The following is a 22,506-nucleotide window of genomic DNA, read 5'->3' on the forward strand; positions in this document are numbered from 1 at the left end:
TTAAAGGGTATATTTAAAATGTAACTTAACTTTTTAGGGAGACTTTAATAATGAAAAGTAAAAGAATGAAGGCTATAAAGCCTACAAGGATCCATTTAACGCCTTTATAGTTTTTTTTATGCATTCCTTTATCTTTCAAATACATGAATGATATGATTATTACAAAAGCAATAAAGAATATAATACCAAAGGTAATTTGACCACTAGAGAACATAGGGTCTTTTGCAAGTAATAATAAATGAGACATAGAATAACTATTTTTGACAAAATTACAACACGATCTTATCAATAACAGCACATGAAGAAACAAATTAAAGCAGTAGAAGAATTTCACACAGCATTTAAACTAGGAATGAATCATCAACCACAAGGTGATATTACAGAACGTCGAAATAAATTACGTTTTGAATTAATGAAAGAGGAAAATGAGGAATATCTTGAGGCTGCACAAAACAATGATTTAGTAGAGGTTGCAGATGCATTGGGTGATATGCTATATATACTTTGCGGTACTATTATAGAGCATGGTATGCAAGACGTTATTGAAGATGTGTTTGATGAAATACAAAGATCTAATATGAGTAAATTGGGAGAAGATGGAAAACCTATTTATCGTGAGGATGGTAAAGTACTTAAAGGGCCTAATTATTTCAAACCTAATTTTGAGAAGATTTTAAAGACTTCTTAAACCATTATCAAAAAAAAAGCCATCATTAGTTGATGGCTTTTTTGAATTAGGATATTTTATTTACCTATATTTTTACTCTCCAACCGTGCTGATCATCTGCACGATTGTATTGTATATCTTTTAAAGCAGTTTTAAACTGTTCTGCATAGCTGTCTTCTATAATAGGAAGCTCATATTTAAAATCTTTATGCTTGTACCCTTTAATAGGTACAATAACCGCTGCGGTACCAGATCCAAATATTTCTTTAAGGCTGCCGTTTTGTGCAGCTTCATTAAGTTCATTAACACTTATTCTGCGTTCCTCAATTGTCAAACCTGCATCTTTCGCTAACTGCAGAACACTACGTCTGGTAACTCCATTAAGAATACGATCATTATTAGGTGCCGTTAAAAGTGTATCTCCTATACGAACAAAAATGTTCATCGTGCCTGCTTCTTCTAGATATTCATGAGAGGCAGCATCAGTCCAAATGATTTGTTGATAACCTTCTGCTAGTGCAAGATTATTAGGGTAGAAGCTAGCCGCATAGTTTCCTGCTGCTTTTGCATATCCTACACCACCATCTGCAGCACGAGAATAATCAGACGCGATAATAACTCTTACATCACCTTTGTAATAAGCAAATGCAGGAGACATTACAATCATAAATTTATATTCAGTTGATGGGGCAGCTGCCACACCATTTTCACTAGCAATCATAAAAGGTCGTAAGTAAAGAGATAATCCTTCACCATGACGTACCCAATCTTTATCTAAATTGACAAGTGTTTTAAGACCTTCAATAAATACTTCTTCAGGTACTTCTGGCATTGCTAGACGCTTTGCACTTTCATTAAAACGTATCCAGTTATCTTCTGGGCGAAAAAGAAAAACATCTCCAGCATCATCTTTAAACGCCTTCATTCCTTCAAAAATCGCTTGTCCATAATGGAATACCTTGCAACTAGGCTCTACCATTATAGGGCCGTAAGGTTTTATAACAGCAGTTTCCCATTTACCATCACGCCATGTACACTCTAGCATGTGGTCTGTAAATGTTTTACCGAATGTCAAATTATCAAAATCAGTATGGCTTAATTTTGATTCTTGAATCTTATCGATAACGATTTCGTAGGCGTCTGTCATGGCTTGTCAAAGTTTTTTGCAAAGATACTGGATATCTATACATCAATTACCTAAACGAATTCTTAAATTTGCATTAAACTATCAACATTATGAAAAAAATTGTATTCGCCTTACTAGCAGCAGCTGCTATGGTAGGATGTAAAGAAGAGGTAAAAGAAGACATGACACCAGCTGTCAACGATGAGCAAGTTCAAGAAATGGCTTATATGAGCTATGGAGAAAAAATTGACGCATCTGACGCCATTGAAGCGTCAAAGTTAGGTAGCTTTTATGAAGGGATGAAAGAAGGAGATACCATGCAAGTTAAAGTAAAAGGAATGATTCAAGAGGTATGTGTCAATAAAGGATGCTGGATTAAATTACCTGTTAATGATACAGAGTCTGCTTTTGTAAAATTTAAAGACTATGGTTTCTTTTTGCCTAAAAATGGTACGGATAAAGAAGTTATTTTAAGAGGTAAGGCTTATAAAAGTGTTACTCCTAAAGATGAGTTGATTCATTATGCACAAGACGCTGGAGAAAGTGAAGAAGAAATAGCAAAGATTACTGAGGACAAAGTAACCTATGCTTTTATGGCAGATGGTGCTTTGGTGGAAGAATTTGAAAATCCAGATGTAGAAGGTATGGAACCTACTACAGAAGAGTAGATGAAACGTGAAATAATCACTACTGGCGATGGTTCTAAAACTATTCATATGCCAGAGTGGAATGAACAATATCATTCAAAACATGGCGCCTTACAAGAGGCGCTTCATGTTTTTATAGAGATGGGTCTTAAGGATACGCTTTCGCGAAAGCGTGAACAAACATCACCTATTTCTATATTAGAATATGGTTTAGGTACTGGACTTAACGCAATGATTACGGCACAGTTTCCAACTGAACACTCTATTTATTATACCGCCGTAGAAGCTTTTCCTATAGCTGTATCTGAAGCTGTTGAAGTTAATTATGGACAGTTATTAGGAAATCAAGTATTGTATGAAAAACTTCATCAATGTGAATGGGAGCAAGCTGTGCAGCTTACAGATCAGTTTTCTATTGAAAAGTTAGAGAAAAAATTTGATCAGATTAATGATGTGTCACGTTTTGACATTATCTACTTTGATGCTTTTGGGCCTAGAGTTCAACCTGAATTGTGGACGGTAGATATATTTAATGCAGCTTTTAAAGCATTAAAGCCAGAAGGAATTTTAACTACCTATTGTGCACAAGGTCAAGCGCGTAGAAATATGCAAGAAGCAGGCTTTATCATAGAGAGGTTACCTGGTCCACCAGGCAAACGTGAGATGTTAAGAGGAAGAAAAATGACATAAAAAAAGCCGTTCTATGTGTAGAACGGCTTTTTTACTGGTGTTTGATAATTTACATTTTATCTACAATCTTAAGTAATAATTCTTGCGTGCTACTATAACTTACGTCTTCTTCTTTAGCTAGTAAAATAGCTGCTTTAGCTTGTTTCCATGCTTCATCATATCGACCAGTCTTATATAATAATGCGGCATAAGTATCGGTATTATTGTAGTTAGCATCTAACTCTATAGATCGTTTTACCATCTTAATAGATTTTAATAAAACATCAATTTCAGAGTGTTCTAGATAAGCATGCCATGCTTTACTATTTAAAGCGTTGCTATCATACCATATCGCATCTATACTGTCTTGACTATATTCACCTTCTGTACCTTCAGAATTCCCAGCATTTGAAGAACTACTTGAAAAACCACCATGTTCAATGATAAGATCTTCAAAATCTTCTTCAGACATAGCACCTTCCATATAATCTAGAGTTTCCTTATTTTTTATAAAGTAATAAGTTGGTATTGACGTGACACTTAAAGCGTCATCAACCTCATTTTCATCAACATCAATTTTGTAGATAGAAATACGGTCACCATATTTTTCAGCGAGACGTTCTATAATCGGATCCATTCTTTTACATGGACCACACCACGTAGCATAAAAGTCTACAATGATAAGTTTATCATTGTTTATTAGTAATTTTTCTTCAGCATTATCATCATTAATTTCAATTTGAGCAATTGCTTGTAAAGAAAGCATTCCAAGCATTAATAATAGAAGGTTTTTCATAATTCGTTGGTTTATAATCTGCAATTAACAAATTTTTGTAGAAAATAGACATACCCTTTATGGGGTATTTTTATTTACTCATGATGATAAGGCTCATTTCTTAGAATAGTAAAAGCTCTATAAATTTGTTCTGTGGCAAATAACCGTACCATTTGATGAGAAAAAGTCATGTCACTCAAAGATAATTTTGAATTTGCTCTTTGATAAACATCACTAGAAAATCCATAAGGGCCTCCTATTATGAAGACCAGCCTTTTTAAGCCCGATACACTACGTTTGTTAATTAACTCAGCAAATTGAAGACTAGATAGTTTTTTACCTCTTTCATCTAGAAGGGTGACGAAATCGCTTTTTTCAAGTTTATTTAAGATTAGTTTGCCTTCCTCATTTTTCTGTTGATCTTCACTCAGATTTTTTGTTTTTTTTAAATCTGGAATTATTTCTAATTCAAAGTTTATATAATGCTTTAGGCGATCGACATACATCTGTGTGAGTTGTTCGATTCGAGAATCATCTGTTTTGCCTACGGCTAGGAGTGTAATTTTCATATTGACAAAGTTAATTGCATTTTAACAATATGTAAAAACAGATGTTTAGCTTATTTTTGATTAATAAAATATACTAATGGAATACGGAAGCACAGCATTTAAGGAAGAAATTAAACGCATTATCACTAATGCCTTAAGAGAAGATGTAGGTGATGGAGATCACAGTAGCTTATCCTGTATTCCTACAAGAGCAACAGGTAAAGCCCGTTTATTAGTAAAAGATGATGGTATTCTTGCTGGTGTAGAATTTGCAAAAGCTGTATTTCATGAAGTAGATCCGGATTTAAAGATTGATGTGAGAATAGAGGATGGCAGTCCTGTAAAATATGGTGACGAGGCGTTTTATGTAACAGGTTCATCACAGTCTATTTTAAAGGCAGAACGTTTAGCATTAAACGCAATGCAGCGCATGAGTGCTATTGCTACTAAAACAAGAACTTTTGTTGATGCTTTAGAAGGTACTAAAACAAAAATACTTGATACTAGAAAAACGACGCCTGGTATTAGAGTACTTGAAAAATGGGCTGTAAAGATTGGTGGTGGAGTTAATCATAGATTTGGCCTTTATGATGTAATCATGCTTAAGGATAATCATATAGATTTTGCCGGTGGTGTTAGTAAAGCGATCCAAAAAACGCAACAATATCTTAAGGATACTAATCGTGATTTGAAGATTATTGTTGAGGCCAGGGATCTCAATGAGATTAAAGAGATCCTTACAAATGATGGTGTTTACCGCATTCTTATTGATAATTTTAATTATGAAGATACACGCAAAGCTGTCGAACTAATAGGTGATCAATGCCTTACAGAAAGTAGCGGTGGTATCACTTTAGACACCGCACCTCAATATGCAGCCTGTGGAGTAGACTTTATCTCAAGTGGCGCTTTAACACATAGCGTTTATAATTTAGATTTAAGTCTTAAAGCGGTCCATGAGTAAAACCAAAGATTTACTAGATCGTATACCGGTTTTAAGATGGCCGGTTAATCTTGCAAATAAAATACGTATACCTGGATTAGAAGGGATGACTCTTTATGATGTAGCAGAGACCTACATTATAGGAATTGCACAAGGAGCTTTTTCTGCAAGGGCTAGTGCTATTAGCTATAGCTTTTTTATGGCCATATTTCCTTTTCTTCTATTTGTATTAAATCTTATACCTTTTATTCCTATTGAGAATTTTCAGAATGAGTTTTTAGAATTTGTAATTGAATTACTACCAGCACAAGCGGTAAGTATTTTTGATCAAATATTTAAAGAAATTGCACTTCAAGGTAATACAGGTTTATTAACCATCGCGTTTGTATCTTCATTAATCTTTATGTCTAACGGTGTTAATGCTGTTTTTAACGGCTTTGAAAGATCTTATCATACAGATTTCAATCGTGGATTTTTTAGGCAATATGCTATTTCACTTGCCGTATCGGTGATGCTTACCTTTTTTCTTTTAATTATGGTAATTGTAGCAGGTTATGTGGAATACTTACTAGAGGAGTTGCGTAAATCTAATATTATGAGTGAAACCGGTCAAGGTGGAACACTAGTATTTGTTAGATATTTAATTGTGATAATACTTACCTATATCTTTGTTGCCGTGCTCTATTATTTTGGGACAAGAGATGGACGACAATCTCGATTTTTCTCAATCGGAGCGACCGTAACTACAATATTAATTGTTTTATTGTCAGTTCTTTACGGTATTTATATAGATAATTTTACTTCGTATAATGAAATTTATGGATCGATAGGTGCTTTACTAATCTTAATGATTTATATATGGCTCAATTCCAACATTTTACTATTAGGTTTTGAATTAAATGCTTCACTAAGAAAATTAAAGGCACAGAATTTGAATACTTAATATTATCTTTAAAAACCCAAAATAAGAATCACAATGAAAAAATTAATTTTATTAGCGGTAGCCTTAGTAGCTACTTTTACTACAAATGCTCAAGTAACCATTAATGATGTAAAGGTTGAAAAATCACTTACTGTTGAAGGACAAGAATTGATGCTTAATGGAGCAGGACTTAGAGAAAAATTATGGTTTGATCTATATGTAGGTGCTTTATACACAACAGTCAAGTCTGGTGATGGCTCTACACTAGTAGATGCAGATTTAGCTATGGCTATCACACTAGATATTACTGATAGTAAAGTGACTCAAGACAAAATGAAGAGTGCTGTAGAAGATGGCTTTGAAGATAGCTGTACTGATGCAGAGCGTGCTGCAATTAAAGGAGATATTACGAGATTTATAGGATTTTTTAAAGATGCTATAGTAGAAGGTGATGAGTTTCAAATCGCTTATGTACCAGGAAAAGGGACAATGGTTTCTAAAAACGGTAAAGCTTTAGGTACTATTGCTGGTATTGAATTTAAAAGAGCTTTATTCGGAATTTGGTTAGGAGACGATCCAGCAGATGAAGATTTAAAAGAAGGAATGTTAGGTAAGTCTTAATATTACTTTTAGAATATTATGACCCACGTGAAGTAACTTTGCGTGGGTTTTTTAATTTACAGATATGAGATTATTGATTACCGTAGCTTTTATTTTTATCGCTTTCGCGAAAGCGTATTCACAAGATATCACGGGTGTTTGGAAAACTGTTGACGAAGAATCTGGTATTGTTAAATCTCATGTAGAAATCTTTGAGAACGATGGGAAATACTATGGTAAAGTATTAAAAGTACTTGATCCAGAAGCGCCTGAAAAACCGTTATGTATTAGTTGTGATGGTGACTTAAAGGACGCACCGATTGAAGGTCTAGTCATTATTAATGACTTAGAGGCAAAAGATAAGGTCTATAAAAATGGTACTGTGCTTGACCCAGAAAATGGTAAATCATACGATTGCAAGATTTGGCTCAATGAGGATAATCCAGATCTGTTAATGGTTAGAGGATATATTCTATTTTTATATCGCACACAGACTTGGGTAAGACTCAAGTAAAAATAATTATTGGATAAATAACCGATATTTATCATGCAACACTTTAAATCATCTACTATTTTTACATAGTAGATTTTTTTATGTCCCATTATATTGATGTTATCATACCGTTACCGCTTGAAAGGCTTTTTGCTTATCGAGTTACTGCTGCCGAGGCTGATTTTTTAGAACCTGGAATGCGTGTTGCTGTCCCGTTTGGAAAATCTAAAATCTACACTGGTATTGTTCATCACATTCATCAATCACCACCACTTAATTATGAGGTAAAAGATATTGAACTCATAGTTGATGAGTTACCTACAGTAACAAAAGATCAACTAAAGTTTTGGGAATGGATAGCCTCGTATTATGTATGTAGTTTAGGTCAAGTGATGCGTGCTGCATTGCCTAAGTCATTACTACTGGAGAGTGAGACAATTATTCTTAAAAATCCAGATACAGAAGTTAATGATGATTTTTTAGATGATAAGCAATTCTTAATTATGGAAGCGCTACTTCATAGACCAGCCTTGAAGGTAAAAGAGGTAATGGATATTTTAGACAGAAAATCTGTATTGCCTATTCTTAAAAAGATGCTCGAACAAGAGTGGATCATTCTTCAAGAAGAAGTCTATTCTACTTATAAGCCAAAAACGGTAAAGTATATCTTTCTCAACAAAAGATATAAAGATGAAGAGCAGCTTAAAAATTTGCTAGATGATATGACTCGAGCGCCAAAACAGCGTGATACAGTAATGTCATTATTCATGTTACAAACAGGAAACAAATTAGTCACATCAAAATTATTGCAGGATAGAGCAGGAGTTTCTAGAGCAATTATTAAAGCTTTAATAGATAAAAACATTTTTATTGAAGAAGAACAAGCTATAGATCGTGTTCTCGATGAAAAAGAACAAGGAAGCGAACTTTTTGAACTTCAACCAGCGCAACAAGAAGCACTTAATGAGATTAGAGAGCAATTTGCAGCCGGTAAAACAACTTTGTTACATGGAGTTACATCAAGTGGTAAAACCGAAATTTATGTAAGACTTATTCAAGAACAGTTAGAGTTAGGTAACCAGGTGTTATATCTATTACCAGAGATAGCTTTAACTACCCAACTTATATCTCGTTTAAAGCATTATTTCAAACATCAGGTGCTCGTTTATCATTCTAGATATAATCTTAATGAAAGATTAGAAGTATGGAATCATGTTATTGAAAATAAAGAGCCTTATGTAATTGTAGGAGCTCGTAGTGCTATTCTATTACCATTTCAAAACGTAAAGCTCATTATTGTAGATGAGGAGCATGAAACGAGTTTTAAACAGTTTGATCCAGATCCTCGATATCATGCACGTGATGCAGCGGTAGTCTTAGGACATATGAAAAAAGCTGATGTCTTATTAGGGTCTGCGACTCCATCATTAGAGAGTTATTATAATACAACTTTAGGAAAGTATGGATTAGTTGAATTGAAAGAGCGTTATGGAAAAGTGTTAATGCCTGAAATTCAAATAATTGACATAAAAGATAAGCATAAGCGTAAGAAAATGAAAGGTCATTTTTCTGATAGCTTAATTGAGCAAATGCAAGAGGCTTTTAAGAATAATAATCAAGTCATTTTATTTCAGAATAGAAGAGGTTATGCACCTATCCTAGAATGTAACACTTGTGGTAATGCACCTCAATGTCCTAACTGTGATGTGAGCTTAACATTCCATCAATATAAAAAACAGTTGCGATGTCATTATTGCGGCTATCACACAATCGTGCCTCCAGAATGTCCTTCTTGCTCTAGTACATCTCTGGACACTAAAGGTTTTGGTACACAGCAAATTGAAGAAGAATTCAAAGAATTATTTCCAGATCTTAAGATTGCTCGTATGGATTTAGATACGACTAGAGGAAAGAATAGTATTGAAAAAATTATTGAGCAAATTGATACTGGTGAGGTTCATTGTCTTGTAGGAACACAAATGCTTACTAAAGGTTTGGATTTTAGAAACGTAAGTTTAGTCGGTGTTTTGAGTGCAGATACCATGCTCAATTTTCCAGACTTTAGAGCACATGAAAGATGTTTTCATCTATTAACACAAGTGTCTGGACGTGCAGGACGTACTGCAGAGCGTGGCAAAGTATTGATTCAGAGTTATAATCCAGAGCATCAAATCCTACAACAGGTAAGTACTTATGACTATGGTGCAATGTTTAAAGACCAATTAGAAGATCGTTATCAATTTAAATATCCTCCATATCAGCGATTGATAAGATTAACTTTTAAAAATCGTGATTATAATACGACGTTACAGGCAGGACAATGGTTTGTAAACGCATTAAATCAAATTGAGCATGGAGTAGAAGTGTTAGGACCAGAATTTCCTGCAGTAACTCGTGTACGTAATTTGTATCAAGTACACGTCATGGTTAAAATGGGAAAACAACATCATCCCAATACCATAAAAGATTATATCCGTAAAGTAAAGCGCAGTTTTGAATCTATTAAAGGATTCAATTCTGTAAGATGTAATGTAGATGTAGACTGTTACTAAAACTTTCTTTTATGACACTGATTTCTTGCTTAAAAATACTTTTTTAAAGGCTTTAATAATAACAAGAGTGACAATACCTACCGCTAGACCTACTAAAAACTCAGCAACAATAGAAGGTAAACCGTGTAATAAATCGTGTAAGTACTCGATATTATGAAGAAATATACCACCAGCCACTAGTAACAATGCGATTGTTCCCACAATAGCTAATCCTTTAATAATAAGTGGTAAGGCTTTTACTAATAGTTGACCTATTGTTTTAGTAAAACTTTTTTCACTCTTACTAGCTTTAATTAAACGATAACCTAGATCATCCATTCTTACAATTAACGCAACTATTCCATAAACTCCGATGGTAGCAACAATAGCAACAAACGATACAACCATAATTTGAGTTGTAATATCTTCTCCTAAAACAGTTCCTAAAGCGATGATAACAATCTCTACAGATAATATAAAATCAGTAAAAATTGCAGATTTTATTTTCTCTTTTTCAAAGGTCAATATTTCTTCTTCAGTATATTCTTTAGACTCTAAATGAGCTTTGGGATGTTCATGTGGAAAAGCATATTCATAAATCTTTTCTGCACCTTCATATGCAAGGTATATCGCGCCTAGTATTAATATAATGGTGACCGCGATAGGCAAGAAGGCACTCAATAGAAAGGCTAGAGGTAAGATGATAAGTTTATTGATAAAGGAGCCTTTAGTAATAGCCCATAAAACAGGAATCTCTCGTGAAGACACAAATCCAGACGCTTTCTCTGCATTTACCGCAAGATCATCTCCTAGAATACCAGCAGTTTTCTTAGTAGCAATTTTACTCATCGCTGCTACGTCATCCATAAGTACTGCAATATCATCTAGTAATGCAAAAAATCCTGAAGCCATATCTATTCCTAATTTTTAAACAACGAAAATATAATTACTTTTTGGCTTCTGATAATATTTCTTCTAGTGGTTTTACAAAAGATTGATATCCTTCTGGTAAGTCTAAAAAAGGTTCTAAAGTAAATAAGAACACTTGGTCACCTTCAAATACCCAATAATTACCATGTAATACTCCATCGCTAGTCTTTAAGTTTTGAACAGGTACATTATTAATAGAGTAATCATTTTTCAATTCATTAAACCAAATTCCCAAATCACGTAAATCATTAGTATGACTGTAGCTTAAAGTTATTTTAGGAAGAATACCTTCTTCAACAGTATTAATTATAACTTTCTTATAAGTAAAAGATTTCAGATCCTCAGACCATATAATATCCTTATCCATCATAGTTATGAAGTGATTCCATTGATCTACAACCACATTAGCTTCCGATTCATTTTTAATAATAGAGAATAAGTTTTCTTGTTCAATCAGCACCGTTTTACGAGATGTATCTACAGTGACTGTTGTTTTGGTCGCTGCAATGCGTCCATTTTCAACGTTAAAAAAAGAAAGAATAGCAAAAAATATGATGTTGATTTGTTCCATTAAGGTTTACTGTATTAAGGTTTATCAAGTTATAAAAATTTTAATAAGTATAATTGAAACCTGAGAATTGTTTACTTCAATTCATGACCACCTGGCCATATTTCACGATTAGGATTAGTATGTTTTGAGATAATACGTTTTGATTCGGCTTTACTTTTAAGGTCTTTCTGTATACCATAGAGGATATCTTGAGCACGCTTTCGCGAAAGCGTATTTTCCACCAACCTTACTGGATAATCAATCCCAAGTTTAAAGTTAGAAAACTGTTCATCCATCATTGTCATTTTCCATGGCTCGTGAATAAATCGTAATGGTAGATGAGCTATTTCAGGAACCCATTTTTTAATAAAAATACCTTTTGGGTCATGCTCGAGACTATTTTTTACAGGATTATAAACGCGTACTATATTGATTCCTGTTTCACCAGCCTGCATTTGCAATTGCGGATAATGAATACCAGGCTCAAAATCTAAGAATTGAGACGCTAGATGATTGCTAGCATCCTGCCATGGTTGCCATAAATGATGGGTGAAAAATCCAGTGAGCATCGCCCGTAACCTGAAGTTGATAAATCCCGTAGTATTTAAACAACGCATGGCGGCATCAACAAGTGGATAACCTGTCCTACCTACACGCCAGGCTTGCTGAAACTCTTTATTGACAGGTTTTTTTAAATCACGATATGCCATATGAACGCTCTGCCATTCCATTTCATGCTCCATTTCAAATTTTTCAATAAAATGAGCTTGCCATCTTAGTCTTGATAGAAAAGAATTGAGTGTTCTTTTATCTTTTACATAATGTTTTGCAGCACTAGCCTTTTGAGCAACCATGCGCACACTTATATTGCCCCATGCGATGTATGGTGATAACCTACTGCTATGCAATCTGCTGGTCAGTGGTTTTGAATAATGGTGATTGTATCCGGTAATGCGTTCCGTAAGAAAACTATCAAAGTATTTTAAGCCTGTGGTGGTTCCTCCTGGTTGAAAATGATTAGTTTTTGAAGTGGTTAAATCGGTAGCGTTGAAGTGTTTTTCAAGTTGAGTTATGGTTTCGGTTTTAATGATAATCGCTTTATCAAAGTCTGGATGTTGTAAGTCTGCATTTATAAATTGAATCCAGTGCTCTTTCCAGTTGGTTCTGTTTTTTATTCCTCGTACCACACCATTAGAAATGCTTTCTTCCCAATGAATACTAACTTTCTTAAAATATCCAGCAATTGCAAGATCTCTTTTAAAGGTCTTTAGTAATCCTGTTTCTTGATAGGAATATACATTTTTGATTTGGTACTGTTGCTCTAATATTTTGAAAGCAGTCAGTGCTTCAGACTCTATAGTAAGTACTTTAGTATCTATAGATGCTAGCTTATCGTTCATGTTTTCTAACGATTGCTTTATAAAATCAAAGTGTCTCTTGCTGTAATGACAATCTTTAAGCAGCATAGGTTCAAAAACATAGAGTAGGAGTATAGGCAATCCAGATTGCGTTGCCTTTAATAAAGGCTCGTGATCTAGAATTCTTAAATCTCTTTTAAACCAAACTATATTAATGGATTGTTTCAAATTGACAAATGAATGATGTTTAGCCTAGTGGTTGTGATTGTATCTGATCTACAGTCTTTAAGCCACAGCTTCTTTATAGGTTTTTAGGCATCGTTCACGTGCTTCTTTATGATCTACCATTTTCTCTACATAATTATCTGTATCAAACTCTGGAACCCATTGCTTGATATATTTATAATTCTTATCAAATTTATCTTTCTGAGTGATAGGATTAAATATCCTAAAATATGGAGCCGCATCTACACCGCTACCAGCAGCCCATTGCCAGTTACCAACATTTGCAGAAAGGTCAAAATCCAGAAGCTTCTCTGCAAAATAACGCTCGCCCCAACGCCAATCTATTAATAAATGTTTGCATAAAAAGCTGGCAACTAGCATACGCACTCGGTTATGCATATAGCCTGTAGTATTTAATTCGCGCATACCAGCATCAACGATGGCATATCCTGTTTGTCCATTTTTCCACTTCTCAAATTCGGCCTCATTATTTCTCCACTCTATACGATCATATTTTGACCTAAAGGCTTTATCTACTGTATGAGGAAAATGATACAGTATAGTCATAAAAAACTCACGCCAAATGAGCTCGCTCATAAAAGTTTTTTCACTTGCCAAATCTGCCTTTTTCATCATTTTACGGATGCTAACGACACCAAATCTTAAATACACGCCTAAACGCGATGTACCATTTTCTAAGGCAGGAAAATTTCTTGTCTTCTCATAATCCTCTATAAGTGTAGGCTTTACATTATAATCGGGAATCTCTATATCTGATTTTTTAAATCCCATATCAGATAAATCTAAGTTGGGTAATCGACTATTTTTAATACAATTATCCAAATACTCGCTAGTATAATGAATGGTAAGATTATCAGCTTTACCAAAATCATTGCGGAAATTCTCTAGCCATTTATTTTTATAAGGTGTATAAACCACATAGGGATCGCCATCGCCTTTTACGATGTCATCTTTTTCATAGATAACTTGATCTTTATAAGTAAAGAATTCTATTTTCTGGTCATTAAAGAAAGAGGTTAATTTTAGGTCTCTTTCTTGTGCATAGGGCTCATAATCTCTATTGGTATAGACAGCATTCACTTCATAATTATCTATAATCTCTTGCCATATACTTAACGGTTTCCCATAAAACATAGCTAGTGAACTATCATGATTTTCTTGAAGATTGCTACGCATACGCTGCAATTCCTCAAATATAAAAGTGACACGAGCATCATCTTCTGGTAAGTGATCTAGAATCTCTTTATCAAAAATAAAAATAGGTAAGACAGGTAAGTCGCTTTTAAGAGCCTCTAGAAAACCTACATTATCATCCAATCTTAAATCCCTGCGGAACCAAAAAATATTTACTTTTTCACTCATTTTGTTAGGTTAGTTTGTAGCTTGATAGAACTGATTTAAAGAAATTACTACTTCATAGCTTTGTGCTAAATTCTATTATTATTTATCCCAGATTCAAGGTGCCTTTTCCACCATCAACTCCTATAACCTGTCCAGTAATCCAACCTGCGTTTTGCTCTAGTAAGAATGCTGCAACACTAGCGATATCATCTGGTGTACCTACACGTTTTAAAGGATGCATTTCTCCCATTTTTTCTTTCTTGGCATCATTGTTAAGCAATCTACCAGCAAGTGGTGTGTCTACTAACGATGGGGCAATCACATTAACACGTATAGTTGGTGCATACTCTGCAGCAAGTGCCTTTGCAAAACCTTCAATTGCACCTTTAGCAGCTGCAACACTAGTATGAAATGGCATTCCTGTACCTACCGCAACAGTTGAAAAATAGACCATACTACTAGTTCCTTCTTTAGTTAATAAAGGTAAAACTGCTCGTGTTACCTTAAGCATTGAAAAGAAATTAATATTCATATCATCTTCAAAATGCTGTTGTTTTAGCATCTTAAAAGGTTTTAAATTAATGCTTCCAGGACAGTATACAAAACCGTCTAAAGCTTCTGGTAAAGAGCTTGTATCCAATTCATCTGTTAATGCATCAAAATTTATGTGAGTAACACCATCAGGTAAATTTTCATTTTCCCTAGACGCGACAAATAAATTATTATCACCATGCATATGTTGCACGATAGCGTTTCCTATTCCGTGGCTTCCACCTATAAGTAATATATTTTTAGACATTTTAGTTTAGTATTTCGTGTTTTTGTGTTTCTTGTAAATCGTTTTGTATGTGAGCATTTTCTTTATATTCACCAAAATGCTTAATTAGTGCGCTTTCGCGAAAGCGGAATATTTCATCCAATTGCTTCTTAACAAATGGTGCACCTATCTTGCCTATGAAACCTAGTGGTAAGCGATAGTGAATTAAATCTTCCATTAAAGTTCCTCCAGGTATTTCACTAATGAAGTGTTTGTGATGCCATGTTGCGTATGGTCCATACATTTGCTCATCTACAAAGTATTCTCTTTCTTTTACTTGAGTGATATGTGTCACCCAATTTGTACGATAGAGAGGTAATGGTTTTACCGAATACTCTATTAACTGACCTGGATACATGCCTCTTTCTGTACCATACTGGACTTTCATCTCCAGTTCTGGCGGTGTTAATAATTTAAGGTTATTTGCGTCCGTTAAGAATTTCCATGCCTCATCTATGGAAATTGGTAACTTTTGCTGTGATGAGAATTGATATAGTTTCACTTGTTTTGTTTAGGTTATAAAGTTAAACATTAAACAAATGTGTTTTAGTAAGAGTTTGTTAAAATATACATTCCCTACTTTATACTATGAAAAAGTAGGGAATGCTCCTTAATTTAATAATAGATTAAAATCTACTCATCGCCGTCGTAGCGGTCTTCACCACTTGTATATTCTGGTGATAAAGCTATTTTAATACCAAAATTTAAAGTGAAATTAGAAGCATTAATCGTGCGTACTTCTTCTGGTATAAATGTCGTGCTATTCTCATCAATATAATTATAACCTATAGGATTACCTAAGGTAGTATTGTATTGTGGAGAGAAGAATAGTTGTACAGATCTACGGAAATAATAGTTAAATCTTAATCCACCTTCAAGATAAGCACTTGCAGATTTTGAGTTTGCAGCATCAGATTGATATAATATGGTTGTTGGTGCATCTTGCAATTCATTATTAGATACAACGTTATCTGGATTATTGTAAAAAGCTATTCCACCCTTTAACATCACATCTAGTTGAAATCTATTTCTAGTGTAACTAAAACTGGGTCCTATAGAAATGCTGGTAGTGGTATAATTGTTTGAGCTAATATTATTTTCAGGATTAGTATCTGTGTCTAGATATCCAAACTCGTTGTATTGATGTCTTAAACCAGCACTAAGTCCTAAATATTTATTTGTGTAGTAAGTATACTCAAGACCTACATTAAGACCTGATCTAGCAATGTCACTAAAATCTCCAGATGGTTGTGCGACACCAAAGGCGAGTGATAAGTTATGTCTCGGAATTTCTCTTAAATGTACAGCTGTTTCTGGCTTTACCTGTTTGAGGTCATCTTGTGAAAAAGCAATGGTGCTTATTAACGATAGGAGTAGAGCGATTTTTTTCATGGGTTAAATATAGGAGTTCCTACTTGTATTGGGAATACTTTAATGAAGGATTAAGATTTTATTGTGTCACATTTTAAGCTATCATAAGTAAATTTAAATTCATTCAAAAAACAAATACTATGAGCGATAAAGAATTAGAAGGAAAATGGGATCAGGCTAAAGGAAAAGCTAAAGAGGAGTTTGGGAAATTAACTGACGATAAATCTACTGAAGCAGAAGGTAAAACTGATCAAGTAAAAGGTGAAATTAAAGAAGGTCTAGGTGAGGCTAAAAGAAAAATTAAAAATACCTTTGACGATAAATAAAAAACAATGGAAAAATTAACTGAAGATCAGATATACAAGCATTTAGAAAATATTGAAGGTTGGGATTATTATGATGATGCCATTCATACAACCTTTGAATTTGATAATTTTATGGATGCATTTTCTGTAATGACACGCATCGCATTAATAGCCGAGAAAATGGAGCACCATCCAGACTGGCATAATGTTTACAACACGTTAGAGATTACTCTAAGTACTCATGACGTAAATGGCCTAACAGAAAACGACTTTAAACTGGCTGCTGCTATAGAGCATATCGTTGGTGACGAGTAATTACGGCATTCATTTTGTAATATTGTAGCTGTCCCATTAAAGGGCAGCTATTTTTTTATGCGATATTTTATATTTTTTATATTAATAGGAATAAATGTTCAAGCGCAGCGCTACAATTCACCGAAGACTTATCTAGAATTTGTAGATAAAAATCACGAACAAGTTATTGAGCAAACGTGGAACTATATGTACAGGTATTCTCAAGAACCTAATTTACAAAAACGCAATGGGCAACGTAAGGTTTTAGAAAATGTTTTAAAAAGAGCCATACGCAATATTGAAAAAGAACGCCCATATGATACAGATTTTCAACAGGCTGCTGTAAAATATTTGAATGGTAATCTAGCTATTGTGAAGGAAGATTATGTACAACTCCTTAAGTTAGACAGTTCTAAAGAGCCATTAGTAGATAAGAGTACCATATTTAGAAAGATAAGAAATGCCATGTATCAGTTGCGTAAAGATTATGATAGAGCAGTTGTAAATTATGGGTTAAGGCATAATTTAATTATCTCAGAAAATGATAATGAACTAGCTCAAAAAATGGCTGCAACCATTAAGATATATGATTATAATAATGAGATGAATATGTTGGTGCTGCAAATTAAAAACGCCGAGGCCTATCTATGGCAAGATATATCCCAGTTAACACCACAACAATTTAATAATAGACTGATAGAACTTAAAAACACCATTGAAGTTAATAATAATAAAGCAATAGAATTATCAGAATCTATTGATATTGCTAGCTTGCAAAGTGTTTATAATGATTTTACAAAATTGTATAGCCATACCTTTTTTGAGAAAACATCACCCATTACCGTTTATCTAACAGCAGCTGCTAATAATGATAGAACAGATATTTTACAAAAAACAGACGCATTTAATCAATCAAAAACCTGGTTTAATATAAACAGAAAAAAAGCATATACTATATGGTCATATGGTACGAGTCAATATTTAAAAATATTATTATCAGAGTTAGAATAATATAAGAATATCAATGTACTTGCAAGGATAGTCACAGAATCTTAAATTTGAACTTTAACAAATAACAAAACATTAAATGGGAAGAGCATTTGAATTCCGCAAGGCGCGCAAGATGAAAAGATGGAGCGCTATGTCTAAAGCATTTACTAGAATAGGTAAGGATATCGTTATCGCAGTAAAAGAAGGCGGACCAGATCCAGAATCCAATGCAAAGTTACGTGCGGTAATACAAAATGCAAAGGCCGTTAACATGCCTAAGGCAAATGTTGAACGTGCAATTAAGAAAGCTACAGATAAGGACACAGCAAACTATGAAACTGTTCTTTTTGAAGGTTATGCACCTCATGGAATAGCGATCCTTGTAGAGACTTCTACAGATAATAATAATAGAACCGTTGCAAATGTGCGCAGTTACTTTACTAAATGTGACGGGAATTTAAGTACGTCGGGTTCTGTCGAATTTATGTTTGATCATAAATGTCATTTTAGAATCCCGGCTGGTGATGTGGATTTAGAAGAATTAGAGTTAGAGTTGATTGATTTTGGTGCTGAAGAATTATTTCTAGACGAGAAAGATGAAGAAGATGATAACTCAGTAGATGGAATAATGATTTATGCAGAATTCCAAAATTATGGAGCTTTACAGAAAGGTATTGAAGAGTTAGGTCACGAGATACTTAGTTCCGGATTTGAATATATACCGACGATGCAAAAAGAAGTCACTGCAGAACAGCGCGAGGACGTAGAGAAACTTCTTGAAAAACTGGATGAAGACGACGACGTGAATAATGTATACACGACCATGCAGGATGAAGAATAATTAATTTTAAGTTACGCTTTCGCGAAAGCGTATTTTAAAGAAATAATCGTACATTTCATCGAATGAAAAAGTTTTCATTTCTGATTATCTTTTTTATCACAAATCATTCTTAACTTTAAACATATTAATTAAAACAACTAAAATGGTAAAAGCAAAATATCAAAGCGTTCTTGACTTAGGAGAGAAATTAGCAATTAAAGATGGTGATGTTCAAGTAAATGGAGAGCGTCTTGAAATAAGAGGTACAGCGGCGACTCCTTATGACAAAGATCAATTATGGGACGAAATTAAAAAGGTAGGTGGAGAAAACCCTAGCGATTTAATGGCAGACATTAAGGTTGAAGATGCATCTGTTTATGCACGTCACACTGTCCAAAGCGGTGAGTCATTAAGCCTTATTGCAAAGCACTATTTCAAAGACCCAATGAAGTATAAGCAAATATTTGCTGCAAATACTGGCGTACTTTCTAACCCAGATGTGATACATCCAGGACAAGAATTAGTAATTCCTAATTTATAGAGTTATAATATAGAAATTTATTTTCTTGATACTAAAAACCTCGCATTATTAATGTGAGGTTTTTTTGTGTAATGGAATTAGTCTAGTGTTTTGCGCTGCTTCTTCACATGAAACTCTAGATCCTCAAAAAACTCTCTAAAGTGACGCTCCATTTCATTATAGTATTTAACAAGCTCTATAGGCGCAAAGTTCATTTTACTCCGGTTTTTTGTACGATGATTCATTTGATGAAAGATGCGTGAAATCCCATCTACAGTTGCATAGCTGCTAATCCAATTTTGATCTACCATGTAAGGTAAAAACTTCTGAACCTTTTCTGGAAGTATGTTATAATTCTCTTTTAAATCAGAATAGAATTGTTCAACATATATATCAAGCGGTTCCTTATGGAAATCAGCCCAGTTTGCAGCAAGAAAGTGATCATAATATAAATCAACAATGACGCTGCTCCAATGTCCGTACTCACTGCGTATTAGGTCTTTACTTAACTTAACTATAGGGTGTGAGTCTGTAAACGTATCAATATGTCTATGTAAAATAATACCTTGAGCAACACGTTCTGGAAACATAGTAAAATCTTTACCACGTACAGAATCTGCGATAAAGTTTCCAATACGTAATTCAGTATCATTTCCTGAAAGATAAATATGTGCGAGATAATTCATGGTTGCAGTTGTAGATGGCGTTGAGTACTCTTACTTTTGTGGTAAATGTAAAGTATTTTTTCTATGACACTTATAAAATCTATTTCTGGAATTCGCGGAACCATTGGTGGTGAGCCAGGTGATAATTTAACACCATTAGATGCAGTAAAATTTGCATCTGCTTATGCAAAATGGATTAAAGAAGCCTCTGGGAAAAGTGATCCAACAGTGGTAATAGGAAGAGACGCTCGTTTAAGCGGTGCGATGATTCAAGCTTTAGTTCAAAATACTTTAGTTGGTATGGGCTGTCACATTATTGATTTAGGTTTGAGTACGACACCAACGGTAGAAGTAGCAGTGCCTATAGAAAATGCAGATGGAGGAATTATTTTAACGGCCAGTCATAATCCTAAACAATGGAATGCCCTTAAACTCTTAAACAATAAAGGAGAATTTTTAAATGGTGTAGAAGGACAGAAAATTCTAGATACTGCGGCTGCAGAAGATTTTAATTATGTAGAAGTTGATGATCTAGGAACTGTAAAAGTGGTTACGGACTATATAGATAGGCATGTTGATTTAGTTTTAGATATGCCTGTAACTAAGGTAGATGCCATAAAAGCAATGAACTTAAAAGTTGTTGTTGATGGTGTGAATTCTACTGGAGGAATTGCTGTGCCGGCATTATTAAAGAAATTAGGAGTAGAAGTAGTTGAGTTATATTGTGATCCTACAGGTCATTTTCCACATAATCCAGAGCCCTTAAAAGAGCATTTAGGTGATCTAGCTGCTGCAGTAGTAGAGCATAAGGCAGATTTTGGAATAACTGTAGATCCAGATGTGGATAGACTTGCTTTTATGACTGAAGAAGGAGAAATGTTTGGTGAGGAATATACACTTGTCGCTTGTGCAGATTATATCTTAGGTCATCATAAAGGAAATACAGTTTCTAATTTATCATCTTCTCGTGCACTGAGAGACGTTACTGAAGCACATGGTGGTACATATTATGCTGCAGCAGTAGGAGAAGTGAATGTTGTAACTAAAATGAAGGAAATGAACGCTGTTATCGGTGGTGAAGGTAATGGTGGAATTATCTACCCAGACTCTCATTATGGTCGTGATGCTTTAGTAGGTATAGCGATGTTCTTATCATTACTTACTGAAAAGAAAATGAAAGTAAGTGCCTTAAGAGCAAGTTATCCTGAGTATTATATGAGTAAGAATAAAGTGCAATTAACTAAAGGCATGCCTGTAGATGATATCATGAAAGATATTGCTACTCAATATGTAAATGAAGAGTTAACCACTATAGATGGTGTTAAAATAGATTTCCCAACAGAATGGGTTCACATGCGTAAATCAAATACGGAACCTATTATAAGAATATATACAGAAGCACCAACCCAAACTAAAGCTGATGATCTAGCAAATCGTTTTATTGCTGAACTCGAGGCGATAGCACAGGCTTACGCTTAATGTTTTCTGGTGTTGCCTTCCATCTTTTATGCGACCAGAGATAATACTCTGGTTGCTTTCTGATTTGTTTTTCTAATAAGTCCAAGAAAGTATCTGTTATTTCCCAATCTTTAGTTTGCGCAGCATTTTCCGTTATGGTTTGGAAATTAGCTTTATAGTGACCTCTTTTAATTTTCTCTACAGCTAGATATACTACAGCTGTATCATGAGCCTTAGCAAGCTTTTCGCTACCCATAAAGACGGCGCTTGTTTTACCGAAAAAAGTTGTGAAATGTTGTGCTCTATACTTAGCTGGTGATTGGTCAGCTATTAAGCCATACATTGCCATATCACCATTACTTATACTTTGAGAGATATTACTACTAGCTTCACGCATAGTGATCATAGTAGAATTGAACTTTTGTCTTATATCAACAATTAGTTTATTAAAATACTTATTGGCTAGTGGTTTGTATACAGCAATGATTTTATAATCGACTAGACCATCTATACACATTGTCCACTCATAACTAGCTTGATGCCCAAACATGACTATAATCGGCCTTTTTTGATCTCTAAATTGATGTATTAATTCAAGATTTGTATATTCAAATCTACTCAACATCTCATCATGACTCATAGACATAGACATAATAACCTCAATAAAACTATCGCAAAAATGCTGCGTTGTTTTCCGGCACAGTTCTTTTAACTCAATTTCTGATTTTTCAGGAAAAGCAATTTTTAAGTTATTAATAATTACTTTTTTACGGTATCCAATCACATAGTAAACAATCAGAAATGCAAAATCACTTAATAAATACGTTAATCGTGCTGGAAGTCTAGAAATGATCCAGAGTAGTGGATAAAACAAATAAAAAGCAATCGCTTGCATAAATAAAATTTGGACAAATATACTA

27 protein-coding genes are annotated in these 22,506 nt (G+C 34.1%); 14 read left to right on the forward strand and 13 right to left on the reverse strand.

Translation table 11 applies throughout. The features are described from left to right. Window positions 1-25 precede the first annotated feature (25 nt). Window positions 26-247, reverse strand: coding sequence for a hypothetical protein (locus IL45_RS14185; RefSeq protein ID WP_397299850.1), 222 nt, complete (start codon window positions 245-247; stop codon window positions 26-28). A 51-nt stretch (window positions 248-298) separates the two neighbouring features. Between IL45_RS14185 and IL45_RS14190 the strand changes: the two genes are divergently transcribed. After that, complete coding sequence (locus tag IL45_RS14190; protein WP_036585064.1) at window positions 299-688, forward strand: pyrophosphohydrolase domain-containing protein; 390 nt, start codon at window positions 299-301, stop codon at window positions 686-688. A 64-nt stretch (window positions 689-752) separates the two neighbouring features. On the opposite strand, the gene IL45_RS14195 is transcribed toward IL45_RS14190, so the two are convergent. Then, a complete protein-coding gene (locus IL45_RS14195) occupies window positions 753-1,814 on the reverse strand; it encodes a branched-chain amino acid aminotransferase (protein WP_036585066.1) in 1,062 nt (353 codons plus the stop codon). 89 nt (window positions 1,815-1,903) lie between these two features. On the opposite strand from IL45_RS14195, the gene IL45_RS14200 reads away from it, so the two are divergent. Together IL45_RS14200 and mnmD are read left to right on the forward strand one after the other, a co-directional pair. After that, entirely contained in the window at window positions 1,904-2,461 is a 558-nt protein-coding gene (locus IL45_RS14200) for a DUF4920 domain-containing protein (protein ID WP_036585068.1), read from the forward strand. After that, entirely contained in the window at window positions 2,462-3,130 is a 669-nt protein-coding gene (mnmD, locus tag IL45_RS14205) for a tRNA (5-methylaminomethyl-2-thiouridine)(34)-methyltransferase MnmD (protein WP_036585070.1), read from the forward strand. Between the two features lie 49 nt (window positions 3,131-3,179). On the opposite strand, the gene IL45_RS14210 is transcribed toward mnmD, so the two are convergent. Both IL45_RS14210 and rlmH read right to left on the reverse strand, forming a co-directional pair. Beyond that, a complete protein-coding gene (locus IL45_RS14210; protein WP_081866625.1) occupies window positions 3,180-3,905 on the reverse strand; it encodes a thioredoxin family protein in 726 nt (241 codons plus the stop codon). 74 nt (window positions 3,906-3,979) lie between these two features. Then, on the reverse strand, window positions 3,980-4,453 hold the full coding sequence (gene rlmH, locus IL45_RS14215) for a 23S rRNA (pseudouridine(1915)-N(3))-methyltransferase RlmH (RefSeq protein ID WP_036585072.1): 474 nt from the start codon (window positions 4,451-4,453) through the stop codon (window positions 3,980-3,982). A 76-nt stretch (window positions 4,454-4,529) separates the two neighbouring features. Here rlmH and nadC point away from each other — a divergent pair, with 76 nt between their 5' ends. The 5 genes from nadC to priA all read left to right on the forward strand — a co-directional run bounded on the left by nadC (window position 4,530) and on the right by priA (window position 9,942). Next, complete coding sequence (gene nadC / locus IL45_RS14220) at window positions 4,530-5,396, forward strand: carboxylating nicotinate-nucleotide diphosphorylase (RefSeq protein ID WP_036585074.1); 867 nt, start codon at window positions 4,530-4,532, stop codon at window positions 5,394-5,396. Then, complete coding sequence (locus tag IL45_RS14225) at window positions 5,389-6,318, forward strand: YihY/virulence factor BrkB family protein (RefSeq protein ID WP_036585076.1); 930 nt, start codon at window positions 5,389-5,391, stop codon at window positions 6,316-6,318. Before nadC ends, IL45_RS14225 begins: the two co-directional genes overlap by 8 nt. Window positions 6,319-6,351: 33 nt before the next feature. Continuing rightward, complete coding sequence (locus IL45_RS14230; protein ID WP_036585078.1) at window positions 6,352-6,918, forward strand: chalcone isomerase family protein; 567 nt, start codon at window positions 6,352-6,354, stop codon at window positions 6,916-6,918. Window positions 6,919-6,982: 64 nt separating this feature from the next. After that, window positions 6,983-7,411, forward strand: a complete 429-nt coding sequence (locus IL45_RS14235) for a DUF2147 domain-containing protein (RefSeq protein ID WP_036585080.1) — start codon at window positions 6,983-6,985, stop codon at window positions 7,409-7,411. Between the two features lie 80 nt (window positions 7,412-7,491). After that, the gene (gene priA / locus IL45_RS14240) at window positions 7,492-9,942 is read left to right on the forward strand and encodes a replication restart helicase PriA (RefSeq protein ID WP_036585082.1); all 2,451 of its coding nucleotides are present in this window, start codon (window positions 7,492-7,494) and stop codon (window positions 9,940-9,942) included. A 9-nt stretch (window positions 9,943-9,951) separates the two neighbouring features. On the opposite strand, the gene IL45_RS14245 is transcribed toward priA, so the two are convergent. The 7 genes from IL45_RS14245 to IL45_RS14275 form a co-directional block, all read right to left on the reverse strand. Beyond that, window positions 9,952-10,833, reverse strand: coding sequence for a DUF808 domain-containing protein (locus IL45_RS14245; RefSeq protein ID WP_036585086.1), 882 nt, complete (start codon window positions 10,831-10,833; stop codon window positions 9,952-9,954). 34 nt (window positions 10,834-10,867) lie between these two features. Continuing rightward, window positions 10,868-11,422 (reverse strand): hypothetical protein, encoded by a 555-nt coding sequence (locus IL45_RS14250; protein ID WP_036585087.1) that lies wholly within the window; start codon window positions 11,420-11,422, stop codon window positions 10,868-10,870. 71 nt (window positions 11,423-11,493) lie between these two features. Continuing rightward, on the reverse strand, window positions 11,494-12,987 hold the full coding sequence (locus tag IL45_RS14255) for a cryptochrome/deoxyribodipyrimidine photo-lyase family protein (protein WP_036585090.1): 1,494 nt from the start codon (window positions 12,985-12,987) through the stop codon (window positions 11,494-11,496). 57 nt (window positions 12,988-13,044) lie between these two features. Further along, a complete protein-coding gene (locus IL45_RS14260) occupies window positions 13,045-14,367 on the reverse strand; it encodes a cryptochrome/photolyase family protein (protein WP_036585092.1) in 1,323 nt (440 codons plus the stop codon). 82 nt (window positions 14,368-14,449) lie between these two features. Then, window positions 14,450-15,145 carry an SDR family NAD(P)-dependent oxidoreductase gene (locus IL45_RS14265; protein ID WP_036585094.1) on the reverse strand — a complete coding sequence of 232 codons (696 nt, stop codon included), beginning with the start codon at window positions 15,143-15,145 and terminating at the stop codon, window positions 14,450-14,452. Window position 15,146: 1 nt separating this feature from the next. Continuing rightward, window positions 15,147-15,665, reverse strand: a complete 519-nt coding sequence (locus IL45_RS14270) for an SRPBCC family protein (RefSeq protein ID WP_036585096.1) — start codon at window positions 15,663-15,665, stop codon at window positions 15,147-15,149. Window positions 15,666-15,796: 131 nt separating this feature from the next. Further along, entirely contained in the window at window positions 15,797-16,555 is a 759-nt protein-coding gene (locus IL45_RS14275; protein WP_036585097.1) for an outer membrane beta-barrel protein, read from the reverse strand. Between the two features lie 119 nt (window positions 16,556-16,674). On the opposite strand from IL45_RS14275, the gene IL45_RS14280 reads away from it, so the two are divergent. From IL45_RS14280 to IL45_RS14300, 5 genes are all read left to right on the forward strand, one after another. Then, window positions 16,675-16,860 carry a CsbD family protein gene (locus tag IL45_RS14280; protein ID WP_036585100.1) on the forward strand — a complete coding sequence of 62 codons (186 nt, stop codon included), beginning with the start codon at window positions 16,675-16,677 and terminating at the stop codon, window positions 16,858-16,860. A 6-nt stretch (window positions 16,861-16,866) separates the two neighbouring features. Beyond that, window positions 16,867-17,154, forward strand: coding sequence for a 4a-hydroxytetrahydrobiopterin dehydratase (locus tag IL45_RS14285; RefSeq protein ID WP_036585102.1), 288 nt, complete (start codon window positions 16,867-16,869; stop codon window positions 17,152-17,154). 57 nt (window positions 17,155-17,211) lie between these two features. Next, entirely contained in the window at window positions 17,212-18,144 is a 933-nt protein-coding gene (locus tag IL45_RS14290; protein ID WP_036585104.1) for a hypothetical protein, read from the forward strand. 76 nt (window positions 18,145-18,220) lie between these two features. Next, window positions 18,221-18,964 (forward strand): YebC/PmpR family DNA-binding transcriptional regulator, encoded by a 744-nt coding sequence (locus tag IL45_RS14295; RefSeq protein WP_036585106.1) that lies wholly within the window; start codon window positions 18,221-18,223, stop codon window positions 18,962-18,964. Between the two features lie 142 nt (window positions 18,965-19,106). Then, complete coding sequence (locus IL45_RS14300; protein WP_036585108.1) at window positions 19,107-19,484, forward strand: LysM peptidoglycan-binding domain-containing protein; 378 nt, start codon at window positions 19,107-19,109, stop codon at window positions 19,482-19,484. 77 nt (window positions 19,485-19,561) lie between these two features. Here the strand turns inward: IL45_RS14300 and IL45_RS14305 are convergent, their stop codons facing one another. Further along, on the reverse strand, window positions 19,562-20,149 hold the full coding sequence (locus tag IL45_RS14305) for an acyl carrier protein phosphodiesterase (RefSeq protein ID WP_036585110.1): 588 nt from the start codon (window positions 20,147-20,149) through the stop codon (window positions 19,562-19,564). A 63-nt stretch (window positions 20,150-20,212) separates the two neighbouring features. On the opposite strand from IL45_RS14305, the gene glmM reads away from it, so the two are divergent. After that, window positions 20,213-21,607: a phosphoglucosamine mutase gene (gene glmM / locus IL45_RS14310; RefSeq protein ID WP_036585111.1), complete on the forward strand. Its 1,395-nt coding sequence runs from the start codon at window positions 20,213-20,215 to the stop codon at window positions 21,605-21,607. Here the strand turns inward: glmM and IL45_RS14315 are convergent. Then, a complete protein-coding gene (locus tag IL45_RS14315; protein WP_036585113.1) occupies window positions 21,567-22,481 on the reverse strand; it encodes a lysophospholipid acyltransferase family protein in 915 nt (304 codons plus the stop codon). The genes glmM and IL45_RS14315 overlap by 41 nt on opposite strands. Between the last annotated feature and the right edge of the window lie 25 nt (window positions 22,482-22,506).

This window comes from Nonlabens ulvanivorans, from assembly GCF_000732625.1.
GTDB lineage: Bacteria > Bacteroidota > Bacteroidia > Flavobacteriales > Flavobacteriaceae > Nonlabens > Nonlabens ulvanivorans.

Coding starts and splice junctions, on each gene's coding strand:
- nadC (WP_036585074.1), top strand. CDS start 4,530: ATGGAATACGGAAGCACAGCATTTAAGGAAGAAATTAAACGCATTATC.
- IL45_RS14245 (WP_036585086.1), bottom strand. CDS start 10,833: ATGGCTTCAGGATTTTTTGCATTACTAGATGATATTGCAGTACTTATG.
- IL45_RS14195 (WP_036585066.1), bottom strand. CDS start 1,814: ATGACAGACGCCTACGAAATCGTTATCGATAAGATTCAAGAATCAAAA.
- IL45_RS14235 (WP_036585080.1), top strand. CDS start 6,983: ATGAGATTATTGATTACCGTAGCTTTTATTTTTATCGCTTTCGCGAAA.
- IL45_RS14315 (WP_036585113.1), bottom strand. CDS start 22,481: ATGCAAGCGATTGCTTTTTATTTGTTTTATCCACTACTCTGGATCATT.
- glmM (WP_036585111.1), top strand. CDS start 20,213: ATGACACTTATAAAATCTATTTCTGGAATTCGCGGAACCATTGGTGGT.
- IL45_RS14275 (WP_036585097.1), bottom strand. CDS start 16,555: ATGAAAAAAATCGCTCTACTCCTATCGTTAATAAGCACCATTGCTTTT.
- IL45_RS14185 (WP_397299850.1), bottom strand. CDS start 247: ATGTCTCATTTATTATTACTTGCAAAAGACCCTATGTTCTCTAGTGGT.
- priA (WP_036585082.1), top strand. CDS start 7,492: ATGTCCCATTATATTGATGTTATCATACCGTTACCGCTTGAAAGGCTT.
- IL45_RS14295 (WP_036585106.1), top strand. CDS start 18,221: ATGGGAAGAGCATTTGAATTCCGCAAGGCGCGCAAGATGAAAAGATGG.
- IL45_RS14210 (WP_081866625.1), bottom strand. CDS start 3,905: ATGAAAAACCTTCTATTATTAATGCTTGGAATGCTTTCTTTACAAGCA.
- IL45_RS14250 (WP_036585087.1), bottom strand. CDS start 11,422: ATGGAACAAATCAACATCATATTTTTTGCTATTCTTTCTTTTTTTAAC.
- IL45_RS14300 (WP_036585108.1), top strand. CDS start 19,107: ATGGTAAAAGCAAAATATCAAAGCGTTCTTGACTTAGGAGAGAAATTA.
- IL45_RS14305 (WP_036585110.1), bottom strand. CDS start 20,149: ATGAATTATCTCGCACATATTTATCTTTCAGGAAATGATACTGAATTA.
- IL45_RS14230 (WP_036585078.1), top strand. CDS start 6,352: ATGAAAAAATTAATTTTATTAGCGGTAGCCTTAGTAGCTACTTTTACT.
- IL45_RS14260 (WP_036585092.1), bottom strand. CDS start 14,367: ATGAGTGAAAAAGTAAATATTTTTTGGTTCCGCAGGGATTTAAGATTG.
- IL45_RS14285 (WP_036585102.1), top strand. CDS start 16,867: ATGGAAAAATTAACTGAAGATCAGATATACAAGCATTTAGAAAATATT.
- IL45_RS14265 (WP_036585094.1), bottom strand. CDS start 15,145: ATGTCTAAAAATATATTACTTATAGGTGGAAGCCACGGAATAGGAAAC.
- rlmH (WP_036585072.1), bottom strand. CDS start 4,453: ATGAAAATTACACTCCTAGCCGTAGGCAAAACAGATGATTCTCGAATC.
- IL45_RS14225 (WP_036585076.1), top strand. CDS start 5,389: ATGAGTAAAACCAAAGATTTACTAGATCGTATACCGGTTTTAAGATGG.
- IL45_RS14200 (WP_036585068.1), top strand. CDS start 1,904: ATGAAAAAAATTGTATTCGCCTTACTAGCAGCAGCTGCTATGGTAGGA.
- IL45_RS14290 (WP_036585104.1), top strand. CDS start 17,212: ATGCGATATTTTATATTTTTTATATTAATAGGAATAAATGTTCAAGCG.
- IL45_RS14280 (WP_036585100.1), top strand. CDS start 16,675: ATGAGCGATAAAGAATTAGAAGGAAAATGGGATCAGGCTAAAGGAAAA.
- mnmD (WP_036585070.1), top strand. CDS start 2,462: ATGAAACGTGAAATAATCACTACTGGCGATGGTTCTAAAACTATTCAT.
- IL45_RS14190 (WP_036585064.1), top strand. CDS start 299: ATGAAGAAACAAATTAAAGCAGTAGAAGAATTTCACACAGCATTTAAA.